The following is a 23,911-nucleotide window of genomic DNA, read 5'->3' on the forward strand; positions in this document are numbered from 1 at the left end:
ATGGAGCTGTTACCGCTGTTTCTAACGGCATTGGCGCTGGGTCTGCTGGGCGGCGGCCATTGCATTGGCATGTGCGGCGGGCTGATGGGCGCGCTGACGCTGGCGATTCCCGCCGAACAGCGCCACGGCTGGCGACTATGGCGTGTGCTGCTGGGCTACAACGCCGGGCGCATCGCCAGTTACGGTATGGCTGGCGCATTGATCGGCAGTCTCGGCTGGCTGATTCAGGACCTGGGGCTGGGCCAGGGGCTGCGCGTCATCGCCGGTCTGCTGATGATTGCCATGGGGCTGTATCTGGCCAACTGGTGGGCCGGGCTGACGCGCATTGAGCGACTCGGCCGCGGCCTGTGGAAACATCTGGAGCCACATGCGCGCAAGCTGCTGCCGGTCAGCCGGCTGCCCCAGGCACTGCTGCTCGGCGCCCTATGGGGCTGGCTGCCCTGCGGGCTGGTCTACAGCACCCTGGTCTGGGCCAGCAGCCAGGGCGATGCGGCGGTGTCCGCAGGCCTGATGATGACCTTCGGTCTGGGCACGCTACCGACGCTCCTGGCTACCGGGCTGTTCGCCAACCGCATGATGGCCATCCTGAAGAAACGCGCGGTGCGCATCACCGCCGGCCTGCTGATCATCCTGTTCGGTATCTGGACCATACCCGGGCCGCATACCGCCTGGTTGATGGGCGGGCATCATGGCAGCGAGCAACATCAGGCGCCCCATACCGGGCATTGAACTCAAAGCGGTGGTAGAATTCCTGCTTACCCGACAGAGCACGCCGGCTGTTCGGCTACCGGCCGCAGGAATAGTTGAGGATCGACCCGTCATGACCGATGCCATGCCATTGTCAGCCCGCGAGGCGCACTGCAAGGACTGCAGCCTGGCCTGCATGTGCCTGCCCATCGCGCTGCATGCCGATGAGATGGACGCGCTGGATCGTATCGTCAAGCGCGGCCGGCCGCTGCGCCGCGGCGAGGTGTTGTTTCGCCAGGGCGACGAGTTCAACTCCATCTATGCATTGCGTACCGGCGCGATCAAGACCTACAGCCTCTCCGATGAGGGCGACGAACAGATCACCGGCTGCCATCTGGCCGGCGAACTGATCGGTATGTCCGGGATGGACACCAGTCGCTATACGGTGACCGCCGTGGCGCTGGAGACCACCTCGGTATGCGAAATCCCCTTCGAGACTCTCGACGAGCTGACTGCGGTCCTGCCGCAGCTGCGCAAACAACTGATGCGCCTGATGAGCCGGGAGTTGCGTGAGGATCAGGAGATGATGTTGCTGCTGTCGCGCAAGAATGCCGATCAGCGCATCGCCACGCTGCTGATCAACCTCTCGGCGCGCTTCCGGGTGCGCGGCTATTCGGCCAAGTCCTTCCGGCTGGCCATGTCGCGCAGCGAGATCGGCAACTATCTGGGGCTGGCGGTGGAAACCGTATCCCGGGTATTCACCCGCTTCCAACAGCAGGGGCTGATCACCGCCGAAGGCAAGCAGATCGAAATCCTCGACTATATTCAGCTCTGTGCTCTGGCCGGCGGCCAGAACGATTGAACCAGGACCCGTTTATCCCATGATTTTTGACGAATTCACGATCAAGTCCCTGATCCGCCCGGTACCGGGCTTCCCCAAGGAAGGCGTCACCTTCCGCGACATCACCCCGCTGTACCAGTCGCCGCGTGCCATGCGCATGGTCGCTGACAGCCTGATCCAGCGCTATGTCGAATCACCGGTTACCCATATCGGCGCGATCGATGCCCGGGGCTTTCTGCTGGGCGCGGTACTGGCCTATGAGCTGAACAAGCCGCTGATCCTGTTTCGCAAGGCCGGCAAGCTGCCCGCCGATTGCCTGCGCGAGGCCTACAGCACCGAGTACGGCGAGGCCCATATCGAAGTCCACCGTGACGCCCTGAAAGAGGGTGACCAGGTACTGCTGCTCGATGACCTGATCGCCACCGGCGGTACCTTCCTGGCTGCCGCGCGCCTGGTTTCCCAGCTCGGCGCCGAGGTATACGAAGCAGCAGCTATCATTGACCTGCCTGACCTCGGTGGCTCGCGATTGATCCAGGACGCCGGCATCGCCACCTTTACCCTCTGCGCCTTCGAAGAGGCCGAATAAGCCGATGCCTGCAGAGGCAAGTGCCCCCGCTCTGATTGAGCGGGGCACACCCGCTTTCCGCCGCGCCAGCCTGGCGCTATTCATCTCCTCGCTGGTGATCTTCGGCAACCTGTATGCCATTCATCCTCTACTGCCGCTGATCTCCGCACAGTACGACGTGAGCACCCTGCAGGCCAGTAATGCCTTTACCCTGAGCAGCCTGACCCTGGGCCTGTCACTGCTGCTGCACGGCCCGCTGTCCGATGCCTTTGGCCGGCGTGCTCCATTGATCATCGGCCTGGCCATGACCTCGCTACTGACCCTGGGCATGGCCTTTATCAGCAGTTTCAATGCGCTGTTGTGGATGCGCGTGGCGCAGGGCGTCGCGCTCGGCGTGCTCCCTGCCACCGCCGTTGCTTACCTTGGCGACAGCATGAACCGCCAGGCCCTGATCGGCGCCGTAGGTCTGTACATTGGCGGCAATACCCTGGGTGGCGCCGGTGGGCGCGTGCTCGGCGGCTTCATTGCCGATCATCTCGGGCTGCAGATGGTGTTCCTGATCCTTGGCGCCGGCAGCTTAGTGTGCGCGCTCGCGGTCGCCCTGCTGCTGCCACCGGCCAAGGCCTTTCGTCCGCAACGTTTGTCGCTGGGCGGCAGCCTGCGCACCTTTGCCAGCCATCTGCGCAACCGCGCGCTGTTACCAGCCTATCTGGTCGGCGGGCTGGGGTTCATGGTATTCATCAATCTCTACACCTTCATCACCTTCCGTCTCAGCGCGGCGCCCTGGCAACTGGGCGCCAGCAGTCTCGGCCTGCTGTTTCTGACCTACATGGCGGGCACTTTCTCAGCCAGCATGTCCGGTCGCATCAACCCAGCGCGCGCGGCCCAGGGCATGGCTGTGGGGGTGGTAATCTTCATGGTGGGTTGCCTGATCACCCTGGCCGAACCGCTATGGCTGATCATTACCGGCCTGATCTTCAACGCGTTCGGCTTCTTCCTCACCCATTCGCTGGCCAACAGTTGGGTCAACCAGCATGCCGCCCACGGCAAGGCCAGCTCCGCCTCGCTGTACTCGGTGTTCTACTACCTGGGTGCGGCTATCGGTATCTACTATCTGGCCCCCTTCTGGCGCGCTGCAGGCTGGCCGGCCGTGGTTGCCGGGAGTCTGCTGGTATTGATGGTCAGTCTGGCACTGATCTTCCGCTTGCACCGCGTTCGGCAGCACAGCTGACTGGACGTACCCGGCGTGCTTGCCTATCATCACTCCGAGAACAAAAACACCATCCTGTCTCAAGACAGGACAAGCCAGGGAAATGCCGGCATGCCCATAGCTACTCTGCCCCCCGACACCCGTCTGTTGCTGATCGATGATCACCAGATTTATCTCGACGGTGTGACCTTGACCCTCAATACGCTGTGCAAGGGTATTGAGCTGGACCACGCCCGCAATGCCAGCGAAGCTGAACAGCAGGTCCGTCAGCACACCTATGACCTGATCCTGCTGGACCTGCATCTACCTGACAGTAACGGTCTGATCCTGCTGGAAAAGCTCCGCGCCATCGACCCGCTGACGCCAATAGCCATTCTCACCGGCAGCAACAACCCAAGCGACATGGATGCCGCTCTGCACCTCGGTGCTGCCGGTTTCATCAGCAAGACCGCTGACGGCCCGATGCTGATCAGCGCCGCCTTGCGTCTGCTGTTCGGTGAACAGGTGGTAATGGCTAACGAACACCAGCCGCTGGATCGTCAGACCAATGCCCGCGAGCAAGGCATCACTCCGCGGCAGTTGGAGATCCTCGATCTGCTGGCCGAAGGGCTGCCGAACAAGGTGATCTGCCAACGGCTGTCCCTGTCCGAAGATACTGTCAAGACCCACCTCAAAGCGGTATTCGCCGCCCTCGGCTGCCACAACCGCACCGAATGCGTAAACACCGCGCGCCGGCAGGGTTTGATCAGCAGTTAGCCGCTCACGCACGACAAGGAAAAGCGCCCAACCCGCGTTCGGGCGCTACGCCTGTGGCATTAGCTCAGGTGATGGATGCCATCTGTCCCTGCAGCAGTGACTGCACTAGTCGTCGCAGGCGCGCGGGCAGGACGGGTTTGTAGATGAGCAGGACATTTGCTGCTTCGGCGCTGCGGGCCAGCTCGTCGCTGGTGTCGGCAGTGACCAGCACGGCGGGTCCGGTGTAGAGCTCTTCCTGGCGCATTGCTTCGATCAACTCCAGGCCAGTCATGCCGCCTTCCAGATGGTAATCCGCGAGCAACAGGTCGACTTCGCCATCACGCCGGTCGCCGCGCAGCAGTCTCCCCCCCTGCTCATGACTTTCGACCTCGCAACCCCAGTGGCGCAGCAGAACTTCCATGGCCTGGCGGTTAACCAGGTCATTCTCCACCAGCACCACCCGGCCCTGCAGCCTCGCGCTACCCGACAGGGCTGCAGGCTGTGCTTCCTCCTGCCACTCACCTTTGGGCACTTCAACCCAGAAGGAAGAACCCTGCCCCGGTTCGGATTCAACGCCGGAAGGGTATTCCAGCAGACGCTGCAGCTGACGACAGATCGACAATCCCAGCCCAACGCCCTTCTCCAGCGTACGCGCGGGGTTGCGCAGCTGGGTGAACTCTTCGAATATTCGCGCCTGCTCATCGCGACTCAACCCACAGCCATTGTCCACCACGGCAATGCGCAGTTGCTCGTCCCGTTCGCTCACCACGACCCGCACCTGTGTGGCGCCGGCGTGTACCAATGCATTGTTCAGATAGTTGCGCACCAACCGCTCCAGCAGCATGGGATCGGTATACAGCGCGCAGTGCGGCGGGCAGTCGAGTACCAGTTCGATATCCCGCTCCCCGGCGCTGACCTCGAAGCCAGCCAGCAGCCGCTGCAGCCAGCCGCGCAGATTGATGTGGCGCAATTGCGGACGCACCATGCCCACCGAGAGCCGGGAAATATCCAGCAGCGAGTTGAGCATCGCCTGCAGCAGATGGGTCGATTCGGCCAGCCGGGTGACGCTTTTGCGGGTTTCCGGCTCGATCACCTTTTCTTCCAGATGGCGGATGAACAGGGTCATGGCATGCAAGGGCTGGCGCAGGTCATGACTGGCGGTGGCCAGAAAGCGCGTCTTGCCCTGGCTTTCCCGCTCGGCGCGGTCCCGGGCAGCCTGCAATAACTGTTCGTTGAGATAGGCCCGGCGCAGCATATGTTCGTAGGCATAGGCACCGATGCTGCCCATCAGGGTGAAACAGCCGAGAAACAGGCCATTGCCCAATACGATCTGCCGCGAGGAACCGATTGCCGCTTCCCCGGCCAGATAGCTGAGCACGATGAACCAGGAGCCCAGCGCGGAGCTGCGCATGGGCAGCCCCAGCAAGAAACAGCCCGACAGCAGAATCAGATACAGCCCATCGTGCGTGACCGCCACCGGCACTTGCTGCGTCCGGCAAACCAGGATGACCATGATCACCATCAACCCGGTAGATATATATCCCAGGGTGGCGATATCGAAGGCGGATCGCGGACTTACTCGCCCGGCCGGTTGGAGTACCACAGGCAGAAGCACACCAGTAGCAGCACCAGCACCCGCACGGTGATGCTCAGGTGATACACGGATGCCGGCAGAAACGCGTAATCCACCCAGATGAACAACAGCATGAAGCCGATACTGGAGACTGCCACCGCCCATACCCGGCTGCACATTTTGCGGTGCATGTAGGCCTGGAAGTCCGCCTCGATCGGGACGGGAAATCGCAGCCGGCCAAGGCGACGACTTTGGGCCAACAACCCGGGTTCATCCAGCGGCTCGGCCAATCCGGCCTGGGTGACTTGCGTCATCTTGTTGTTATCCTTTGGTTCGGTATCGTGCAAGATTACCCCTTTGCGCTCAGACCACCAAGTACGCGCCGGGCCACAGGTTTCAGTTGCCCTCGCCCACCTTGTTTACTAACTTGATAGCTCATCCGCTACGCCCGCCATGCTCAGGCGAGCCATTTCACACCGGGGAAGTCACATGCCGCAAACCGCCACTATCAACCGCCAGATTCTGCTCGCTTCACGCCCGGTGGGCGCACCGGTGCCGGACAACTTCAAACTGGTCGAAACCCCGGTCCCCCACCCTGGCGAAGGTCAGATGCTGCTGCGCAACCTATGGATGTCGCTGGACCCATACATGCGCGGCCGCATGAGCGATGCCAAGTCCTATGCCGACCCGGTAGCGGTCGGTGATGTGATGCCCTGCGGTGCCGTCAGCCGGGTAATGGAATCCAACCTGGATGGTTTTGCCGCCGGTGATCTGGTGATGTGCTACACCGCCGGCTGGCAGGATTACAGCCTGTCCAATGGCAGCATGGTCTTCAAGCTCGACCCGAATATGGCCGAGCCGTCCCAGGCGCTTGGCGTGCTCGGCATGCCCGGTTTCACCGGCTATATGGGCTTGCTGGATATCGGTCAGCCCAAAGCCGGCGAGACGGTGGTAGTGGCTGCGGCCACTGGTCCGGTCGGCAGCGTGGTCGGCCAGGTGGCGAAGCTCAAGGGTTGCCGCGTGATCGGTATTGCCGGCGGACCGGACAAATGCGCCTATGCGGTGGATGAACTGGGCTTCGACGCCTGCCTGGATCACAAGCTCGACAGCCTGGCCAATGACCTGGCCAATGCCTGCCCCGACGGCATCGACGTATATTTCGAGAACGTCGGCGGCAAGGTATTCGATGCGGTCATGCCACTGCTCAACCCCCATTCCCGGGTTCCCATCTGTGGACTGATCGCCCAGTACAACGCTACCGAGCTGCCACCGGGCCCGGACCGCCTGCCGCAACTGATGCGCTTGATGCTGAGCCAGCGCATCCGCATGCAGGCGTTCATCATCTTCGACAACTACGGTCCGCATTATCCCGAGTTCCTGCAGACCATGACCCCCTGGGTCGCCGAGGGCAAGGTGAAGGTCAGGGAGGATCGGGTCGAGGGGCTGGAAAACGCGCCCCAGGCATTCATCGGCATGCTCGAAGGGCAGAACTTTGGCAAAATGGTGGTCAAGATAGCTGACTGAGACCGCCCATGACGCCCGCCACCAAAGTGCTCGACAAAGCCAAGGTCGGATACCAACTGCACCGCTACGAACATGATCCACAGGCCGAGTCCTACGGCGGCGAGGCCGCCGATAAACTCGGCCTCGACCCGCAACAGGTATTCAAGACCCTGTTGGCCAGCACCGACACCGGCGAACTGCTGGTGGCGGTGGTGCCGGTCAACGGAGTGTTGGACCTGAAATTGCTGGCCAAGGCTGCCGGGGCGAAGAAAACTGCCATGGCCGACCCCGCCGCCGCCCAGCGCAGTACCGGTTATCTGTTGGGCGGTATCAGCCCGCTGGGCCAGAAAAAGCGCCTGCGCACCTTCATCGATGCCAGTGCCAATGATTGGCCAAGAGTGTTCGTCAGCGGCGGACGACGCGGCCTGGAGATAGAACTGCAACCACAGGATCTGGCCAGCCAGACCGGCGCCAGCTTCGCCGCTATCGGCCGGGCCAGCTGATCATCCACAGGACCTCGGGGACCTCCTCAATGCCGAAACATCTTCTCGCCATCGATCAGGGCACCACCAGCAGCCGCGCCATGCTGTTCGATGAGCACTGCCAGCCGGTGAGCGTGGCACAACAGGAGTTCACCCAGCACTTTCCCCGGGATGGCTGGGTGGAGCACGATCCGGAGGACATCTGGCAGAGTGTGTTGACGGTGGTACGCGAGGCGCTGAGCAAGGCCGGACTGGATGCCGCCGATGTGCTGGCCATCGGTATCACCAACCAACGCGAAACTACTGTGGTCTGGGATGCAGCCACCGGTGAACCGGTCTATCCGGCCATCGTCTGGCAGGACCGGCGCACCGCCGCCTTTTGTGATCGCCTGCAATCCGAAGGGCACGAGCCCCTGATCAACCAGCGCACCGGACTGCTGATTGATCCATATTTCTCTGCGACCAAGCTGCGCTGGGTGCTGGACAATGTCGCTGGCACGCGCGAGCGCGCCGAACGGGGTGAGCTGCGCTTTGGCACGATCGACAGTTTTCTGCTGTGGCGCCTGACCGGCGGCCGGGTGCACCGCACCGACGCAACCAATGCCTCACGCACCATGCTGTTCAACATTCACAACCAGCAGTGGGACGAGGATCTGCTGCAGCTGCTGGACATACCGCGCAGCCTGCTACCGGAGGTGCTGGATAACGCTGCGGATTTCGGTCAGACCGAGGCTGCACTGTTCGGCGCCAGCTTGCCGATCGCGGCCATGGCCGGGGATCAGCAGGCCGCGCTGGTCGGTCAGGCCTGCTTCGCCCCCGGCAGCGTCAAGAGCACCTATGGCACCGGCTGCTTCATGGTGATGAATACCGGCGAGCAGCCGGTAGCCTCTTCCCACCGGCTGCTGACCACGGTCGGCTATCGGCTCGGCGGGCGGACCACCTACGCACTGGAGGGCAGCATCTTCGTCGCCGGCGCCGCGATCCAGTGGCTGCGCGACGGCCTCAAGCTGATCCGCCACGCCGATGAAACCGAAGCCCTGGCCGAACAGGTGGGCGATCAGAGTGGTGTATACCTGGTGCCGGCCTTCACCGGCCTGGGTGCGCCCTACTGGGACCCGCTGGCGCGCGGGGCGATCTTCGGCCTGACGCGGGATACCGGCATCGCCGAGATCGTCACTGCGGGTCTGCAGTCGGTGTGCTTCCAGACCCGCGATCTGCTGGAAGCGATGATCGCCGATGGCGCCATCGCCACCTCGGCCTTACGGGTGGATGGCGGGATGGTGGTGAATAACTGGATGGTCCAGGCCCTGGCCAATACCCTCGGCGTGCCGGTGGACCGACCCCAGGTGACAGAAACCACCGCCCTCGGCGTGGCTTGCCTGGCAGGTTTGCATATGGGTCTGTTCGACAGCCTGGACGCCATTGCGGCGCGTTGGGATTGCGAGCGCAGCTTTCAGCCAGCCATGCCCGAGGAGCGCCGTGAAGCCCTCTACAGCGGCTGGCTGGATGCGGTCAGCCGAATCAGGAATCAGCATCCCTGATCGGCTTGTCCTGCGTCGGAATAACCGGTTCAGCCGTCGCCAGGGGGTTCTCTTCGGCCAGCTCGGTCTGAGACAACTCCTCGGTCGGCACGGCAACTATTTCCTGCTCCTCCCGGGCTTCGGCGTACAAGCTCCAGGCAGCGATGAATAGCGCCGCAATCAGCGGCCCGATGACAAAACCGTTGAGCCCGAACAACGCCAACCCGCCCAGAGTGGAGATCAATATCACATAGTCGGGCAGTTTGGTGTCCTTGCCTACCAGGATGGGGCGCAGTACGTTATCCGCCAGACCGATGACCACCGCGCCGAAGGCGGTCAATATTGCCGCCTCCCACATAGCTCCGGTTGCCAGGAAGTAGATCGCCACCGGCCCCCAGATCAGTCCGGCACCGACGGCCGGCAGCAACGACAGCACCGCCATGATCACACCCCAGAGCAGCGCGCCCTGCAGCCCCAGCGCCCAGAAGATGAACCCGCCCAGCGCGCCCTGCACCACCGCCACCGCGATGTTGCCCTTGACCGTGGCCTTGATCACCGTAGTGAACTTGCTGAGCAGGTGCTGTTTGTAGCCTTCACCCAGCGGAATGGCCCGGCGGATTCTCGACGCCACCTGCCGTCCATCGCGCAGCAGGAAGAACAGCAGATAAAGCATGATCGCGAAGCTGATCAGGAACTGGAAGGTGTTCTGACCGATGCTGAAGGCCTTGGTCGCCAGATATTGGCTACCACTCATGGCCAGCTGGGAAATACGTTCCTGCACGCTGGAAATATCGGTCAGGCCGAAACGCGCCAGCAGATCCTGGGCAAAGCCGGGCAAGGCGTTGATGACCTGTTGCAGATAGGCACCAAAGTCGAGGGTACCCGTATCGATACGCTGGTAGATGGCCGCCCCTTCCTGGACCAGCGCACCGGCCAGCAGGCTGACCGGCAAAATCACCATCAACAGGATGATGGCCAGGGTAATCAGCGCCGCCAACCCCCGCCGCTGATTGAGCCGCGCTTCGAAACGCCGCTGCATCGGCTGAAAGATCAATGCCAGGACAGTGCCCCAGAAGACCGCACCATAAAACGGCAACAGCAACCAGACGAAGGCCACCGAGACCAATGCCAGCAGCAGGATGAAACTCTTGTTTTCAAAATTCTCGTTGAGCATGACCGGCCAGCGACTCCAGATTCCGTGGAAACACGAAGAATACCAGTGGTAACCGATTGCAGATAGCACGCTGCATGGCAATTTCTGTACGTATGTGTGCTGCCGCAAAATTAACCAAACCCTGCGACCAGCTCATTGTCCCAATGGATGAGTACCATTTCATTGGCACACCGGAGATTCCCCATGAAAACCCTGGCACTGATCTTCACTACCGCGCTACTGGCCACCCCGGTCGCGTTTGCCGAGGATGTCACCTGCACATCCAACATGCAGGAGCTGGCGCGCTATTCTTCGGCGCCCCTGGATCAACTGTCCGACGAAGCCCGCACCCAGCTCGAAGATCATATCCGCCTGGCCGGTGAAGCCCAGGCGCAAGGTGATGAGGAAAGCTGCGTCGTCCATTCCAGCAAGGCATTGCAGGAAATCAACAGCATCGGCAATGAAGAAGGCGCTATGGATAACGCCGACAGCTAGCGCTCAATCAGGCAACCAGAAACCAAAAAAGCCCTGACTCTTGCGAATCAGGGCTTTCGGTATTGGTCGGAGCGACTGGAATCGAACCAGCGACCTTCTCGTCCCGAACGAGACGCGCTACCAGGCTGCGCTACGCTCCGTGTTTGTGAGGCGGCATTTTACATAATCGTCCGTTTTTCACAAGAGGGGGTTGAAAAAATCTTTTGTCATCCGGTGCTTAGGGGAGCTTTCCCCATACGGTCGGGCACAAAAAATCCCGTCACGACCAGGCCGGGACGGGATCTTTTCAGCCCACTGGAGCTCACTCCGCAGTGGCGGCGCTCACCATGGTCTGCAGTTCGCCGGAGTCGAACAGTTCCTGGATGATGTCACTGCCGCCGACCAGTTCACCCTTTACCCACAGCTGCGGGAAGGTCGGCCAGTTGGCGTACTTGGGCAGCTCCGTGCGGATGTCCGGATTCTGCAGGATGTCAACGTAGGCGAACTTCTCGCCGCAGCTCATCAGCGCCTGAACCGCGCGGGCGGAAAAACCGCACTGGGGCGCGTTGGGTGCGCCTTTCATGTAGATGAGTACCGGGTGGCTGGAGATCTGCTCTTTGATGGTGTCGATGGTGCTCATGGGAGTCCTCAATGGCGTGGCCCGAAATTGCGCTCATTGTACCGCAAAGTGGATCTCGTTGCCGAGGAGCAGCGACAGGGGCACGGGTATTTGCCTTGCACCGGATTTTCCCTATAAGATCCCCGCTTCTCACTTTTTCGCGTATGGCTTGTACCGGGCCGTCAGGTCACGGTAAGGCCCACTGTTTCCGGTCGACAGCCGACCGATGTAACCAGGTAGCACAAGATGACTGTACGGCATTTTCTTTCGTTGATGGATTGCACCCCGGCAGAACTGGCTGGACTGCTGAAACGCGGTATCGAGCTCAAGTCACTGCATCAGCAGGGCGTCATCTACGAGCCGTTGAAAAACCGTGTGCTGGGCATGATCTTCGAAAAGGCCTCGACCCGGACCCGGGTGTCCTTCGAGGCGGGTATGATCCAGCTGGGCGGCCAGGCCATCTTCCTGTCACCCCGCGACACCCAGCTGGGTCGCGGCGAGCCGATCGAGGACAGCGCCCGGGTGCTGTCACGCATGTGCGATGCGGTCATGATCCGTACCTTTGCCCACAGCACTCTGGACACCTTTGCCGCCCATTCGCAGGTGCCGGTGATCAACGGCCTGAGTGATGACCTGCATCCTTGCCAACTGCTGGCCGACATGCAGACCTTCCTGGAGCACCGCGGCAGCATCAAGGACAAGGTAGTGGTCTGGATCGGCGACGGTAACAACATGTGCAACAGCTATATCCAGGCGGCGATGCAGTTCGACTTCCAGTTGCGTATTGCCTGCCCCGAGGGTTATGACCCGGACCCGGCGTTTCTCGAACAGGCTGGCGATCGCGTCACCCTGCTGCGCGATCCCAACGAGGCCGTCGCCGGCGCCCACCTGGTATGCACCGATGTCTGGGCCTCCATGGGCCAGGAAGAGGAAGCCCAGGCTCGCATGCAGAGCTTCGCGCCCTACCAGGTGACGCCAGCGATGCTCGACCGGGCGGACGAGTCGGTGATCTTCATGCACTGCCTGCCGGCTCACCGGGGCGAGGAAGTATCAGCGGCGCTGATGGAGGATCCGCGCAGCGTGGTCTGGGATCAGGCGGAAAACCGCCTGCATGCACAGAAGGCACTGGTTGAATTCCTGCTCATCGACTGACGGTAGCCCCCATGTCCGATATCATTCTGGAGCTGAATAATCTCGCTTGCGGCTATGCCGGGCACAAGGTGGTACAGGAGCTGAGCATCCATCTGCGCGCCGGCGATATCGGCTGCCTGCTCGGCCCCTCCGGCTGCGGCAAGACCACGACCCTGCGCAGCATTGCCGGTTTCGAGCCGGTCAGCGCCGGGGAGATTCGCCTGGATGGCCAGGTACTGTCGAGCCCTACCCATAACGTACCGCCGGAGCAACGGCGGATCGGCATGGTATTCCAGGATTACGCCCTGTTCCCGCATCTGACCGTGGCGCAGAACATTGCTTTCGGCATCAACAAGCACCCCGAACGCCAGCGCATTGTTGGCGAGCTGCTGGAGCTGGTCAAACTCGGCAAGCTCGGCCAGCGCTATCCCCATGAGCTGTCCGGCGGCCAGCAGCAGCGGGTAGCACTGGCCCGCGCACTGGCACCGGAGCCCCGGCTGCTGCTGCTCGACGAGCCCTTCTCCAATCTGGACGGCGAGCTGCGCCGGCGGCTGTCGGGTGAGGTGCGCGACATCCTCAAGGCCCGCGGCACCAGTGCGATGCTGGTCACCCACGATCAGAGCGAAGCCTTTGCCGTTTGTGATCAGGTTGGGGTACTGCGCGAGGGGCGCCTGCAACAATGGGACACGCCCTATAACCTGTACCACGAGCCGGCTACACCTTTTGTCGCCAGCTTCATTGGTCAGGGCTACTTCATTCGCGGCCAGTTGCTTACACCCGATACGGTGCAGACCGAGCTGGGCGTGATCCGCGGCAACCGCGCATATCAGTTGCCCACTGGCAGCGCCGTGGATGTATTGCTGCGCCCCGACGATATCGTTGGCCAGGAAGGCAGCAGCCTGACGGCCACCATCACCGGCAAGCTGTTCCTCGGCGCCAGCACACTGTATCGCCTGCAACTTGCGACGGGCAGCGTGCTGGAGGCGATTTTCCCGAGCCATGACGATCATTCGCTGGGCGAGGTATTGGGCATCCGCGTGTCGGCCGACCATCTGGTGATCTTCTCCGCCCAGGGTAGCGTCAATGTCAGTGCCCAGTTGCCGCTGGAGCAGGTATTGGCGTCCGGGGTTTCGGTCTGACCCGCCGCGACTTGGCAAGAGCGCGACGGGTCCGGATAATGGCGCCTTTACAACCAGCCTGATGAGTCATTCATGCAGATCGCAAAAAATACGGTAGTCGAGTTCCACTACACCCTCTCCGATGCCAATGGCGAAGTCGAAAGTTCGCGCCAGCACGAACCCGTGCTGTACCTGCACGGTCAGCCCGGTCTGCTGGATGGTTTGGTCGAGGCCATGGAAGGACACGAAGCCGGTGACGTCTTCAGCGTCGAGCTGCCGGTCGACAAGGCCTACGGCCCGCGCCAGGACAATGCCACCCAGAAGGTCCAGGTCAAGCATCTGCAAGGTGCGAAGAAGTGGAAGCCGGGCATGCTGGCGGTGATTCAGACCGAACAGGGCCCGCGCCAGGTGACTGTGGTCAAGGTAGGGTTATCCCAGGCCGAAGTGGATGCCAACCATCCACTGGCTGGTCGCGATCTGACTTTTGATATCGAGATTCTGTCGGTCCGCGAAGCGACTGCCGAAGAACTGGCGCATGGTCATGCCCACGGCGTAGGTGGCCACCAGCACTAAGCTTCCCCGGTGTCCTCAGAGCCGTTTTTGCGTAGACGAAACGGCTTTGAAAAAAGCAGCCAAGCAATGTTGACACAAATAGTGTATTATGGTTGTTTTTTCCGCCAAGAGGGTACCACATGTCCACCAAACCCGCTGTCAAACCTGCCGTCAAGCCCGCAGCAAAAACCGCCCCTGCCAAACGTAAAGCCGATGCGGCCGTAGCCACCAGCGAGTCCATCGACAACCAGATTGCAGCCTTCCTTGCCTCGGGCGGCGAAATCCAGAGCATCCCCAGCGGCACCAGCGGCCAGACCTACGGCAAGCCGGCCAGCAAGACTGCAGCCAAGCCCCAGAAAGCTTGATCCGCTTCCGCTTTCAGCGCAATTAACGGCGGTTGTTGCCCAATAATCTCAGATCCTCGCTGTACAGCGAGGTGAGCAACGCAGTCCCGTCAGCCGCCACCCGGAAACCACCCCAGTGCGCAGTCTCATAGAGCGCAGCCTTACCTTCCTGGAAGAAAAACCCATTAGGCCCCAGGCTTGCGCCACCCGCACCTGGCCGGATACGCATGGATACTCTGCCAGGCTCGTTGATGGGTGTGTCACCGGTACCGATGAAGGTCGTTCGCGCGCCTGCACCCAGCTGCAAGTGGGCATAGGCAGGCCACTTGCCATTTTCGGCCCGCAGCTGTGAATCCAACTCAAAGCGCAGCGCCATATAGTCGCCCTGCATCAGCGAACGCGGGTCCACCGGGGCCAGGCGCAGCAGTACCAGTTGGCCGTCGCGCAAGGTACGTTCATGACCAAGGACCGCATACCCGGCCACTGCCATCACCAGCAACCAGGCAGCAATAACGCCCAGGACGTATCGACTCATTCAGCCCTCCTCAACGGCATGACCAGCCATTGGCGCAGCGCCAACAGCAACAAGCCACTGGCGACCAGCAATATCGATTTGACCAGCAGCGTGATATGCAGGCTGTAATACAGGTCGCTCAAGTAGAACGCCACACCCACTCCCACCAGCACCGACCAGAGCCGATCACAGGCGTGGAATACCGCCAGCCAGAGTGCCGCGGCAATCAGTAACCCCGGCGCCGGACTGCTCAGAGCGGCAAGCACAAGCGCGCCAGCCAGAGCACCCAGCCGAACCGGCCATTGAAGGGCGCTGGTCAGCCAGACCAGAGTCGCCAGCAACACCAGCGTGGCGCCCAGCGGATAGAGCCACGCCAGCCATCCGGCGTTGTCGCCCTCCAGCGCCAGAATCCAGCGTAGGCCGCCCATTGACGGCTGGCCGATGATGCCTGATGCCACGGCCACTAGCGTAGCCGCACCGGCAACTGCGCGGATCATCCCGGCCTGAGGCAGATGTGCCCAGTGGGCGCGCCGCAGCCAGAGCCAGACGGCCAGCGCCGCCAGCACCACGGCTTGGATCGATAACAGGAAGTAAGAGTCGAACAACAGCACCAGACCCAGCATGGCCGCCAGGGCGCAGACAAACCGGTGTCCACTGCCGGCGGGCACCAGCAGCATGCCAATAGCCACCAGTAGCGCCACCAGTGCCGGAAGCCTCAGAAAATCCGTCTGCTGCAGCTCAGCACTGAAAAACACCAGCAACGCCTGCCCGAGCATGGAAAAGGCCAATCCCAGCTGGGGGACGAAGGCCCCCGAGCCGCGCAACAAACCAATAGCTGTCAGTAACAAAAGCACGCCGGCAAACAGGTTTGGCAGCGGCCCGCTGCCCAGACTCATCACCCAGGCCGCTAGAAGCATCAGCGCCGCAAACCAGGCGGCGAAGCCGGACAGCGCCGTCATATACCAGGGTGCCGCCTGCCCGGCCTGCAGTCGCATACCCTCGTCCTGCTCCAGTATCCGCCGCTGCTGCAACTCGTCGAGCAACGCCTGCTGCCAACTCCTATTCATTGCTGGTCCTCCCGATAGCAACGCTGCAGCCAGACCGACACCATGGCGCTGCCCAGCAGCACGAACAGGCCGAGCAGCCAGACCAAGGCGAAGTCGTCGATATCCTGCAGCAATCGCGCCAGGCCCGCGGTCAGCACCGCCACCAGCGAATACAGCTGCATGGCCAGCAGCAACAGGTCAGGTCTGAAGCGTCGGTAGATGGGAATGCCCACCAGATAGATCGCAGCCAGTATCAGCAACAGGTGGCCCAGCCCCGGACGCCACCAGGCAATCATCGCGCCCAGACCGAGCGCGGCGAGTGCTCCACAGCCCGCCAGGCGTGGCAGGAGGCGGCTGGGCTGCAGCAGCAAGCGACCGCCCCAACATTCGAATAACACCAGCAGCAGCGCATTGAACGCGGCCAGACTCAATAATCCCGGAGAGACACCGTGCAGCCCGCCGAACAGCCAACTGCCGGTGCTGGCGAAATAGCGCACCAGCGCCAGGTTGGCGACCAGCCAGAATAGCACCCAACAGGCGGCAGACCGCGACAGCAGCGCCCAAGGCAGGCTCAATACCGTCCAGACGGCAAATAGCTGCCAGATATCCGCCCCGGTTTGATAAGTCTGTCCAATCAGCGCCAGCAATCCACCCGTCGCCAGCGCCGCCCCCATTAACGTGGCCCGCCCGACGACGGATTCCCGTGGCATCAGCAAGGCAATGCCGGCAAAGCCGCTCAGCGCCGCTGCGGCCAGCGCCAGTTTGGTGAAACGGTGCAGTTCTTCCCAATTGAAGGCGAAGAAGAACAGCACGCCAAGTGCCAGCAACAGACAACCGTAGAACGCCAGCACCCGGTCGAGCGCCGTCAGCCAATGACGCGCGGCCGGCTGCGGCCGCTCCGGTGCCAACGCCCGTTGGAGTTGCTCACGGCTGAGCAGACCCTGCTCGGTCCAGTCCAGCAATTGATCGCGCCGTCGCATGTCATCCATCAGCTTCATTTGCCAGCCCACGCCTTGAGTCGGTCGGTGAATTCGGGCACGGCCAGAAAGATATACAGACTGACCATTACGTTGAGCAGCGAAACCACCAGGAAGAGTTGCGGAATGCTAACCCCCACCAAGCCCAGCATCAACATGGCGAAAATGGCGGAAATCACCATCAGCAGGGAATTGAGAATATTGTTGGCGGCAATGACCCGGGAACGCTCGCTGTCCGCCGTTCTGGACTGGATCAAAGCATACAGCGGCACTATGTAGAAACCGCCGAAGACACCCAGACCCAGGATGCAGGCCATGACCGCCCAGGCGGCCGGCTGCAGCAGCAGATCCATCCAGCCGAGCCCACCCTCGCCCATGTCAATGAAACCCGCGCCGCCCCACAGCAGCAGCCCGAACAGCGTCAGGCCGATAGCGCCCAGCGGTACCAGCCCCAGCTCTACCTTTTTGTTCGAGAGCCGCTCGCACAGTAGCGAACCGGCGGCGATCCCGGTGGAAAAGACCGCCAGGATCAGCGTGACCACAGTTTCATCGCCGCCCAGGTAATCCCGGGTAAAGCCGGGAATCTGCGCCAGATAGGTGGCCCCAAGAAACCAGAACCAGGAGTTGGCCAGCAGCGACCGGGATACCGCCTTCGATTGCTGGACCAGCCCCAGATGAAGAATCCGCGCCGACTGGCGGAAGATATTCCAGTCCAGTTGCAGGTGCGGCAGCGCAGCGGCGGTGGGCGGAATCGCCAGACTGGCGAGAAAGCCACACAACGCCAACAAGACCACCGCTACCGACACCCAGCTGGCCCACTGCTCCCCAGACATCAGCACACCAGCGAACAGGGTGCCGCCAAGAATCGCCAGGAAGGTCCCCATTTCTACCAGGGCGTTGCCCCCGATCAACTCCCGCTCAGCCAGGTGCAACGGCAATATGGAGTATTTCACCGGACCGAACAGGGAGGATTGCGCCCCCATGGCAAAGAGCACCGCCAGCATCAACGGCAGATGCCCCAGTAGCACGCTGGCCGCCCCTGCCAGCATGATGATGATCTCGGCACACTTGATCAGACGGATCAGCCGCTGCTTGGGATATTTCTCGCCGAATTGCCCGCCCAGGGCGGAAAAGAGGAAGAACGGAAGGATAAACAGCAAGGCGCTGAGGTTGATCAATACATTGGGATCGGCGCTGACACCGATCTTGAACAGGATCGCCAGCACCAACGCCTGTTTGAACACATTGTCATTGAACGCACCCAGGAACTGGGTGATGAAATACGGCAGAAAACGCCTGCTGCGTAACAGACCGAACTGAGACCGCTCCGACATCGCTGCCATCCTTCCTAACCTCTGCTGAAGGATGACAGCATAACGGAACAACCTGTCAGTTGCGCGACTGCGATATGACTGGCAAAAAAAGCTTGGTGGCCAAGGCCGGTTTCACCGCCGCGCGACTCGGGCCCACCCAGACACCTCCCCTTTGGGAGCGGGCGCGCCCGCGAACAGACCAGGCACCGCAGCCACCCTTAGTCTGCCTCCACAATCTGCAACCGCACATTGCGCCGCTGGATCCACTGGCGGATGCGCTCCTGTCGATCAGAGGTCAGCGGGTACCGGCGCGCCAGCATGAAGGCTGCCATGTACATGAGCACGGGGCCGATGATGTAAAGCACCCGCAACGACATCAACTGTTGCTCGCTGTGCACCGTCTGGGTCGCATCGAAGCCCACCAGCGACAACAGGCCCAGCGATAAGCCGAGACCGACGGCCATGGCCATCTTCTGCGCCATGCCGGACATGGCAAAGAACAAGCCGGTGCGATGTTCCTTGCTGCGCGCCGTGTCCAGATCGACGATATCAGCCAGCATCGACAGCGGCAAAAACTGGAAGGCCGCAAAGCAGAAGCCCTTGATTGCGAACATGATGGCAAACGGCAACAGCTGGCCAGCCTGCAGGAAGAACATGCCAAGGATACTGAGACTGGAGATGCCAACCGCCACACAGAAAGCGCGGTGCTTGCCAATCCGGCGCCCCAGCGCCAGCCAGAATGGGATACCCAGGATGCCAATGCCGAAATACAGCAGATACATCATGCCGATGTGCGCCTGAATCTGGATCACGTGTTGCATGAAGAACACCGACATGGCATTACGGAAGGATTCACCGGTAATCACGATCAGCAGAATCAGCATCAGACGTTTGAACGGCCCGTTATTCTTCAGTACACGCAGCCCCTTCTTCCAATCGGTACGTTGCACCGAACGCGGCGGCGCTTCGCGCACGCAGGTGACCACCAGCAACACGGTGAGGGGCAGCAGAATCAGCAGCAACCAGCCCATCGAGGCCAGAATAGGCCCGTAGCCGATCCCCAGTTCGCCATCGCGGCCCACCAACCAGACCGCGGTACGCATCAGCAGACTGTCGGTATCGCCCGCCGCATAGCGCGCGCCCAGCGCCTGGACAATGGCCGGCGCCAGGGCAGCGATGAACAACCCCAACAGAATGAAACCTTCTCGGGAGGCAGTAACGCGGCTGCGCTGATGATAGAGTGTCGACAGCTCCGCTCCCCAGGCGCCGTACGGCAGCGTGACCATGGTCCAGCCGAGGTACATCAATATGGTCCAGCCCATCAGATGCATGATCCCCGCCCCTTCCGGCGGCATGAAGATCATTACCGTGCCCAGCAGCATCAACGGCGTACCCATTATCAGCCAGGGCTTGCGGCGCCCGAACCGCGTCTGCCAGCGATCACTGATCATGCCGACCAGCGGGTCGGTGATGACATCGGAAAATCGTGCCAGAACGAGCACCAACGCCATCAACGCCATGTTCAAGCCCATTTCCTGGGCGTAGAACGGTGGGAGATAGACGGCCAGCGGATAACCGATGATGGCCAGGGGGATGCCCACGGAACCGTGGACGAGAATGGTTGATCGTTTCAGAATGTCGGACTGACTCATGGGACGACTCCGTTGGTCAGGCAGGGAGCCAGGCCCCGCCCCTTTTCTTGTAATAGTCGATGCGAGTCTATGCCAGCCGGCGATCAATATCCGAACCTGATTTCAACGAGATGTAACGAGGGTTTGCCCAGGCACCGCGCCGTACCGCTGCGCATCAGGACTGGCGCGGCATCCAGACATCATCAGAGCGGACGATGGGCGATATTCAGCGCACTGATGCCGTCTACAAGGGGGTTGCGTACTACTTAAGCGGACCGCCCGTCTGTCTTTTTGCGAATCGCATCGATAGTTGTTTGACAATTATTCTCATTATGATTAGCGTATAGCCATTGCTCAGCTGACACCTTGGAGTGGCACCGATGTACGTATGTCTTTGCAAGGGAATTACCGATACCCAGATTCGCGACGCTGTTACCGATGGCGCCTGCAGCATGCGGGATCTGCGAGAACGTCTGGATGTCGCCAATCAATGCGGTAAATGCGGTCGTGAATGCAAGTCCATCATCGGTGAATACCGCCAGGCTGCCACCACCAGCTTCGTCAACGCAGGACAGTTCGCAATGGCATGAATGCGTCTTGCATGCCATCGCGAAACATTTCTATCTTCTTGATTTTCAAGGCTTGTATTTGACAGTTCGCCGCGCGGATAGCACACTCAGTGAATTGATCCCGCACTGAGGAATTCCGTCATGAAAGGCGACGCACAGGCAATCCGCCATCTCAACATTCTGCTCGGCAACGAGCTGGTTGCCATCAACCAGTACTTCCTGCATGCCCGCATGCTGCAGGATTGGGGTCTGGATAAGCTCGGCGACCATGAATACCATGAATCCATCGATGAGATGAAGCATGCCGATGCTCTGACCAAGCGCATCCTGTTTCTTGAAGGCATCCCGAATCTGCAGGATCTGGGCAAATTGCTGATCGGCGAAAACACCCGCGAGATCCTCGAATGCGATCTGCGTCTGGAAATGAAGGGCATCCCCGATCTCAAGGCCGCCATCGCCTATTTCGAAAGCATCGGTGATTACGGCAGCCGAGAGCTGGCCGAAGACATCCTGACCTCGGAAGAAGAGCACGTCGATTGGATCGAAACTCAACTGAGCCTGATCGACAAGGTAGGTATCGAGAACTACCAGCAGTCGCAGATCAGCTGACAGTTCTACCGTGACAAAAAAGAGCCCGCCATATTGGCGGGCTCTTTCGTTTCAGCTGTTCAGACTGTCCAGAATATCGGATACCGCTGCCGCCGGGTCTTCGGCACGCGTGATGGGGCGCCCGATCACCAGATAACTGCTGCCGTTCTCCATTGCCTGGCGTGGCGTGACAATACGCTTCTGATCATCGACACTGGCATCATCCGGGCGGATGCCCGGTGTCACCAGCTTGAAATCCTCGCTGAGTGCGTTTCTAAGCGCTTTCGCTTCACGCGCCGAGCAGACCACTCCATCCAGGCCGCAATCCTGCGTCAGACGTGCCAGGCGCTGCACCTGCACCATGGGCTCGATATCAATGCCCACTTCCTGCAGATCTTCCTGCTCCAGACTGGTCAGCACCGTGACTGCGGTGAGCAGCGGGCTCGGACCGGAGCGGCGCTCCAATACCTCGCGGCAGGCTTCCATCATCCGCCGGCCACCGCTGGCATGCACATTCACCATCCACACGCCCAGCTCGGCCGCCGACCGAACGGCGCTGGCGGTGGTGTTGGGAATGTCGTGAAACTTGAGATCCAGAAACACCTCGAATCCCTTGCTCTGCAGCGCCTCCACGATGGCCGGCCCAGTCGCAGTGAACAACTCCTTGCCTACCTTGAGGCGGCACTGTGCCGGATCGAGACGGTCGGCCATGGTGACCGCAGCGGTCATATCGGGGAGGTCCAGGGCAACAATTATCGGGCTATTGCAGGGCATTTATCTTTCCTGTGTCAGATGGTTCTCAGCGACGGGCTGGCGCTAGCCGGCTCCGGTCCCTTCAAAGGTCTTGTCGTTGACCAGCCGTGGCAGGTCGGGCATTGCCAGTGCAACTGCCTGCCGGAAAAACCGCAGGCCTGGCAGCGATACTTGTGCTTGTCGATCAGCAATGCTTCAACGATCCCGCGCAGAATCATCAGATTGGCATGCCCGCGGGGCTCGACATTATCCTTGTGCAGATCAATCAGATACAGCAATCCGCGCAATGAGGGCTGCTGCTGCAGGTGGGCAAGCACGTACCGGCTGGTGGCAGCGAGTCCGGCGCGCTTGTTCAACTCATCGGCACGCGCCAGCACAGTCGCTACCATCGGCGGTTGGGCATTTTCCAGTACCTCGTCGAGAAAAGCCAGCAGATCCAGATGATCAGCCGCCGCAAGGTTCTGCAATAGCGGCAGCGCCTGGGGAATGAAATCCGGATCGTTCACCGCCAACCGGCGCAGCCACTTGAGCACCTCACGATCACGCCCCTGCCCCGCCTCCAGCTCGGCCAGCATCAGCATGGCGCGCACCGAGTTGCGCTGGGTAGCAAGCGCATCCAGCAGATGGCGCCGCGCCTGCGGCCACTCCTGACGCGCCTGCGCCTCGCGGGCCAGTTCGCAGTGGTAATGTGCCAAGGTGACCGCGAAGCTCTCTCGCTCACGCAGCAGGCGCTTGCCTACTGCCACCGCCTGTTGCCAGTCACGCTCGCGCTCGTGAATGCGCACCAGGTCGGACAGCGCATCGGCGCTGAGGCTGGAGCCCGACTCTACCAGCTCATCCAGCAGCCGTTCGGCCCGATGGTGCAACCCGACCGCCAGATAATCCCGGGCCAGCTCGAACTGCACCCGGTCGGCCTGCTGGGTAGTGAGATTGGGCCGCGCCAGTAGATTCTGGTGCACCTTGATCGCCCGCTCGACATCACCACGCTGACAGAACAGCTTGCCGATGGCGATATGGGTCTCAACCGTTTCGGGGTTGACCTCAAGGGCGCGGATAAAGGTCTCGATCGCCTCGTCCGGTTGCTCATTGAGCAAGTAGTTGAGACCGATGAAATATTGCTTGTCGATGGCACTACCGTGGGGCGCCAGCATTACGCCGACCTTGATGGCCTCACGGCGACCAAGAAACCAGCCAATACCCAGCGCCGCCACGAACAAGCCGAGGAACATCAGTTCCTGCATGGCAATCAGCCTTTGACAGCCTGGGTACGCAGCTTGTCGACTTCCTTGCGATAGCGATTGAGTTCATTGCTCTGCACCATCAAACGCAGTCGCAGGCGGGTGGTCAGCAGCCAGCCAATCAGAACACCCAGCACACTGCCGAGAATGAAGGCGATGATAATGAAAAGGGAAACCGGATATTCGGGAGAGGATATTTCAAGAAACTGCAACGCGATGTTCTGCTGGTTTTCCAGCATGAAATCGATGGTCGCCAGTGCTACCAACAACAGCACGATGATCAGCACCGCGCGTTTCAGCCATTGCATGCCGCCACTCCCCTTTCTTGTGCAGGGAGGCAGTATAGCGCAGCCTGAGGATGAGTCATATGCCGGGTCAGGCGGTTTCCAGCGAGTCGTTGACCCGATCCCGCAACTCTTTACCGGGTTTGAAATGCGGCACGTACTTGCCGTCGAGCTGTACCGACTCGCCGGTCTTGGGATTGCGGCCGACACGCGGCGCCCGATAATGCAGCGAGAAGCTGCCAAACCCTCGTATCTCGATACGCTCGCCCGTGGCCAGCGCGGTCGACATATGTTCCAGCATAGTCTTGATGGCCAGCTCCACATCCTTGGCTGATAACTGGCCCTGTTGCTCGACTATACGTTCGATCAACTCCGACTTGGTCATGATTTTCCCTTTTTATTCAATCGGCTAGGATCCGTTTTGATTTGTTTTACCATGCTTGACTGGATTTGAACAGCCTGATATGGCCAACCACGCCAGACCAGGAACA

The 23,911-nt window shown here is 61.0% G+C and carries 28 protein-coding genes and 1 tRNA gene; 15 read left to right on the forward strand and 14 right to left on the reverse strand.

What is annotated here, in order from left to right:
- The 5 genes from QAO71_RS10010 to QAO71_RS10030 all read left to right on the forward strand — a co-directional run bounded on the left by QAO71_RS10010 (nt 1) and on the right by QAO71_RS10030 (nt 4,059).
- On the forward strand, nt 1-729 hold the full coding sequence (locus tag QAO71_RS10010) for a sulfite exporter TauE/SafE family protein (protein WP_036993484.1): 729 nt from the start codon (nt 1-3) through the stop codon (nt 727-729).
- Nucleotides 730-820: 91 nt separating this feature from the next.
- A complete protein-coding gene (gene fnr / locus QAO71_RS10015) occupies nt 821-1,549 on the forward strand; it encodes a fumarate/nitrate reduction transcriptional regulator Fnr (protein ID WP_036993485.1) in 729 nt (242 codons plus the stop codon).
- Nucleotides 1,550-1,568: 19 nt separating this feature from the next.
- The gene (locus QAO71_RS10020; protein WP_036993487.1) at nt 1,569-2,114 is read left to right on the forward strand and encodes an adenine phosphoribosyltransferase; all 546 of its coding nucleotides are present in this window, start codon (nt 1,569-1,571) and stop codon (nt 2,112-2,114) included.
- Between the two features lie 4 nt (nt 2,115-2,118).
- On the forward strand, nt 2,119-3,324 hold the full coding sequence (locus QAO71_RS10025) for an MFS transporter (protein WP_211242662.1): 1,206 nt from the start codon (nt 2,119-2,121) through the stop codon (nt 3,322-3,324).
- 90 nt (nt 3,325-3,414) lie between these two features.
- Complete coding sequence (locus QAO71_RS10030) at nt 3,415-4,059, forward strand: response regulator transcription factor (RefSeq protein ID WP_074778250.1); 645 nt, start codon at nt 3,415-3,417, stop codon at nt 4,057-4,059.
- Nucleotides 4,060-4,123: 64 nt separating this feature from the next.
- Here the strand turns inward: QAO71_RS10030 and QAO71_RS10035 are convergent, their stop codons facing one another.
- Nucleotides 4,124-5,551: a hybrid sensor histidine kinase/response regulator gene (locus QAO71_RS10035; RefSeq protein WP_280164295.1), complete on the reverse strand. Its 1,428-nt coding sequence runs from the start codon at nt 5,549-5,551 to the stop codon at nt 4,124-4,126.
- Between the two features lie 62 nt (nt 5,552-5,613).
- A complete protein-coding gene (locus tag QAO71_RS10040) occupies nt 5,614-5,925 on the reverse strand; it encodes a hypothetical protein (protein ID WP_280164296.1) in 312 nt (103 codons plus the stop codon).
- 175 nt (nt 5,926-6,100) lie between these two features.
- On the opposite strand from QAO71_RS10040, the gene QAO71_RS10045 reads away from it, so the two are divergent.
- Genes QAO71_RS10045 through glpK form a run of 3 tightly spaced genes read left to right on the forward strand, consistent with a single transcriptional unit; the run spans nt 6,101 to nt 9,137 of the window.
- Nucleotides 6,101-7,135, forward strand: a complete 1,035-nt coding sequence (locus QAO71_RS10045; protein ID WP_280164297.1) for an NADP-dependent oxidoreductase — start codon at nt 6,101-6,103, stop codon at nt 7,133-7,135.
- A gap of 8 nt (nt 7,136-7,143) precedes the next feature.
- Nucleotides 7,144-7,617 carry a Cys-tRNA(Pro) deacylase gene (gene ybaK / locus QAO71_RS10050; RefSeq protein WP_074778244.1) on the forward strand — a complete coding sequence of 158 codons (474 nt, stop codon included), beginning with the start codon at nt 7,144-7,146 and terminating at the stop codon, nt 7,615-7,617.
- Between the two features lie 29 nt (nt 7,618-7,646).
- Nucleotides 7,647-9,137 (forward strand): glycerol kinase GlpK, encoded by a 1,491-nt coding sequence (gene glpK, locus QAO71_RS10055; protein ID WP_280164298.1) that lies wholly within the window; start codon nt 7,647-7,649, stop codon nt 9,135-9,137.
- Here the strand turns inward: glpK and QAO71_RS10060 are convergent.
- Nucleotides 9,118-10,290 carry an AI-2E family transporter gene (locus tag QAO71_RS10060; RefSeq protein WP_280164299.1) on the reverse strand — a complete coding sequence of 391 codons (1,173 nt, stop codon included), beginning with the start codon at nt 10,288-10,290 and terminating at the stop codon, nt 9,118-9,120. The two genes, glpK and QAO71_RS10060, sit on opposite strands and share 20 nt — an antisense overlap.
- 183 nt (nt 10,291-10,473) lie before the next feature.
- Between QAO71_RS10060 and QAO71_RS10065 the strand changes: the two genes are divergently transcribed.
- Entirely contained in the window at nt 10,474-10,764 is a 291-nt protein-coding gene (locus tag QAO71_RS10065) for a hypothetical protein (RefSeq protein ID WP_074778238.1), read from the forward strand.
- Between the two features lie 63 nt (nt 10,765-10,827).
- Here QAO71_RS10065 and QAO71_RS10070 read toward each other — a convergent pair.
- Together QAO71_RS10070 and grxD are read right to left on the reverse strand one after the other, a co-directional pair.
- Nucleotides 10,828-10,904: transfer RNA gene (locus QAO71_RS10070), tRNA-Pro, on the reverse strand.
- Between the two features lie 161 nt (nt 10,905-11,065).
- Nucleotides 11,066-11,383 (reverse strand): Grx4 family monothiol glutaredoxin, encoded by a 318-nt coding sequence (grxD, locus tag QAO71_RS10075; protein ID WP_036993498.1) that lies wholly within the window; start codon nt 11,381-11,383, stop codon nt 11,066-11,068.
- A 225-nt stretch (nt 11,384-11,608) separates the two neighbouring features.
- Here grxD and argF point away from each other — a divergent pair, with 225 nt between their 5' ends.
- The 4 genes from argF (at nt 11,609) to QAO71_RS10095 (ending at nt 14,528) form a co-directional block, all read left to right on the forward strand.
- Nucleotides 11,609-12,514: an ornithine carbamoyltransferase gene (gene argF, locus QAO71_RS10080; protein ID WP_280164300.1), complete on the forward strand. Its 906-nt coding sequence runs from the start codon at nt 11,609-11,611 to the stop codon at nt 12,512-12,514.
- Between the two features lie 11 nt (nt 12,515-12,525).
- Entirely contained in the window at nt 12,526-13,632 is a 1,107-nt protein-coding gene (locus QAO71_RS10085) for an ABC transporter ATP-binding protein (protein WP_280164301.1), read from the forward strand.
- Between the two features lie 72 nt (nt 13,633-13,704).
- Entirely contained in the window at nt 13,705-14,184 is a 480-nt protein-coding gene (locus QAO71_RS10090) for a peptidylprolyl isomerase (protein ID WP_036993505.1), read from the forward strand.
- 119 nt (nt 14,185-14,303) lie between these two features.
- The gene (locus QAO71_RS10095) at nt 14,304-14,528 is read left to right on the forward strand and encodes a hypothetical protein (protein ID WP_036993506.1); all 225 of its coding nucleotides are present in this window, start codon (nt 14,304-14,306) and stop codon (nt 14,526-14,528) included.
- 22 nt (nt 14,529-14,550) lie between these two features.
- Here QAO71_RS10095 and QAO71_RS10100 read toward each other — a convergent pair whose 3' ends face one another.
- From QAO71_RS10100 to QAO71_RS10120, 5 genes are all read right to left on the reverse strand, one after another.
- Nucleotides 14,551-15,042 (reverse strand): GDYXXLXY domain-containing protein, encoded by a 492-nt coding sequence (locus QAO71_RS10100; RefSeq protein WP_280164302.1) that lies wholly within the window; start codon nt 15,040-15,042, stop codon nt 14,551-14,553.
- Nucleotides 15,039-16,088, reverse strand: a complete 1,050-nt coding sequence (locus tag QAO71_RS10105) for a DUF4401 domain-containing protein (RefSeq protein WP_280164303.1) — start codon at nt 16,086-16,088, stop codon at nt 15,039-15,041. Before QAO71_RS10105 ends, QAO71_RS10100 begins: the two co-directional genes overlap by 4 nt.
- Nucleotides 16,085-17,065 (reverse strand): DUF2157 domain-containing protein, encoded by a 981-nt coding sequence (locus tag QAO71_RS10110; protein WP_280164304.1) that lies wholly within the window; start codon nt 17,063-17,065, stop codon nt 16,085-16,087. The genes QAO71_RS10105 and QAO71_RS10110 overlap by 4 nt, the downstream gene beginning before the upstream one ends.
- Nucleotides 17,062-18,387 carry an MFS transporter gene (locus tag QAO71_RS10115; protein WP_348273392.1) on the reverse strand — a complete coding sequence of 442 codons (1,326 nt, stop codon included), beginning with the start codon at nt 18,385-18,387 and terminating at the stop codon, nt 17,062-17,064. The genes QAO71_RS10110 and QAO71_RS10115 overlap by 4 nt, the downstream gene beginning before the upstream one ends.
- A gap of 188 nt (nt 18,388-18,575) precedes the next feature.
- Entirely contained in the window at nt 18,576-20,009 is a 1,434-nt protein-coding gene (locus QAO71_RS10120) for an MFS transporter (protein WP_280164306.1), read from the reverse strand.
- A 359-nt stretch (nt 20,010-20,368) separates the two neighbouring features.
- Between QAO71_RS10120 and QAO71_RS10125 the strand changes: the two genes are divergently transcribed.
- Complete coding sequence (locus QAO71_RS10125; protein ID WP_036993511.1) at nt 20,369-20,578, forward strand: bacterioferritin-associated ferredoxin; 210 nt, start codon at nt 20,369-20,371, stop codon at nt 20,576-20,578.
- A 120-nt stretch (nt 20,579-20,698) separates the two neighbouring features.
- On the forward strand, nt 20,699-21,166 hold the full coding sequence (gene bfr / locus QAO71_RS10130) for a bacterioferritin (RefSeq protein WP_036993513.1): 468 nt from the start codon (nt 20,699-20,701) through the stop codon (nt 21,164-21,166).
- 51 nt (nt 21,167-21,217) lie between these two features.
- Here the strand turns inward: bfr and pyrF are convergent, their stop codons facing one another.
- The 4 genes from pyrF to ihfB form a co-directional block, all read right to left on the reverse strand.
- On the reverse strand, nt 21,218-21,919 hold the full coding sequence (gene pyrF, locus QAO71_RS10135) for an orotidine-5'-phosphate decarboxylase (protein ID WP_036993514.1): 702 nt from the start codon (nt 21,917-21,919) through the stop codon (nt 21,218-21,220).
- Nucleotides 21,920-21,933: 14 nt separating this feature from the next.
- Complete coding sequence (gene lapB, locus QAO71_RS10140; protein WP_280164307.1) at nt 21,934-23,139, reverse strand: lipopolysaccharide assembly protein LapB; 1,206 nt, start codon at nt 23,137-23,139, stop codon at nt 21,934-21,936.
- Nucleotides 23,140-23,144: 5 nt separating this feature from the next.
- Nucleotides 23,145-23,444: a LapA family protein gene (locus QAO71_RS10145; RefSeq protein ID WP_036993516.1), complete on the reverse strand. Its 300-nt coding sequence runs from the start codon at nt 23,442-23,444 to the stop codon at nt 23,145-23,147.
- 67 nt (nt 23,445-23,511) lie between these two features.
- On the reverse strand, nt 23,512-23,805 hold the full coding sequence (gene ihfB, locus QAO71_RS10150) for an integration host factor subunit beta (RefSeq protein ID WP_036993517.1): 294 nt from the start codon (nt 23,803-23,805) through the stop codon (nt 23,512-23,514).
- Nucleotides 23,806-23,911: the final 106 nt, after the last annotated feature.

It is taken from the genome of Halopseudomonas sp. SMJS2, assembly GCF_029866945.1.
Taxonomy (GTDB): Bacteria; Pseudomonadota; Gammaproteobacteria; order Pseudomonadales; family Pseudomonadaceae; genus Halopseudomonas; species Halopseudomonas bauzanensis.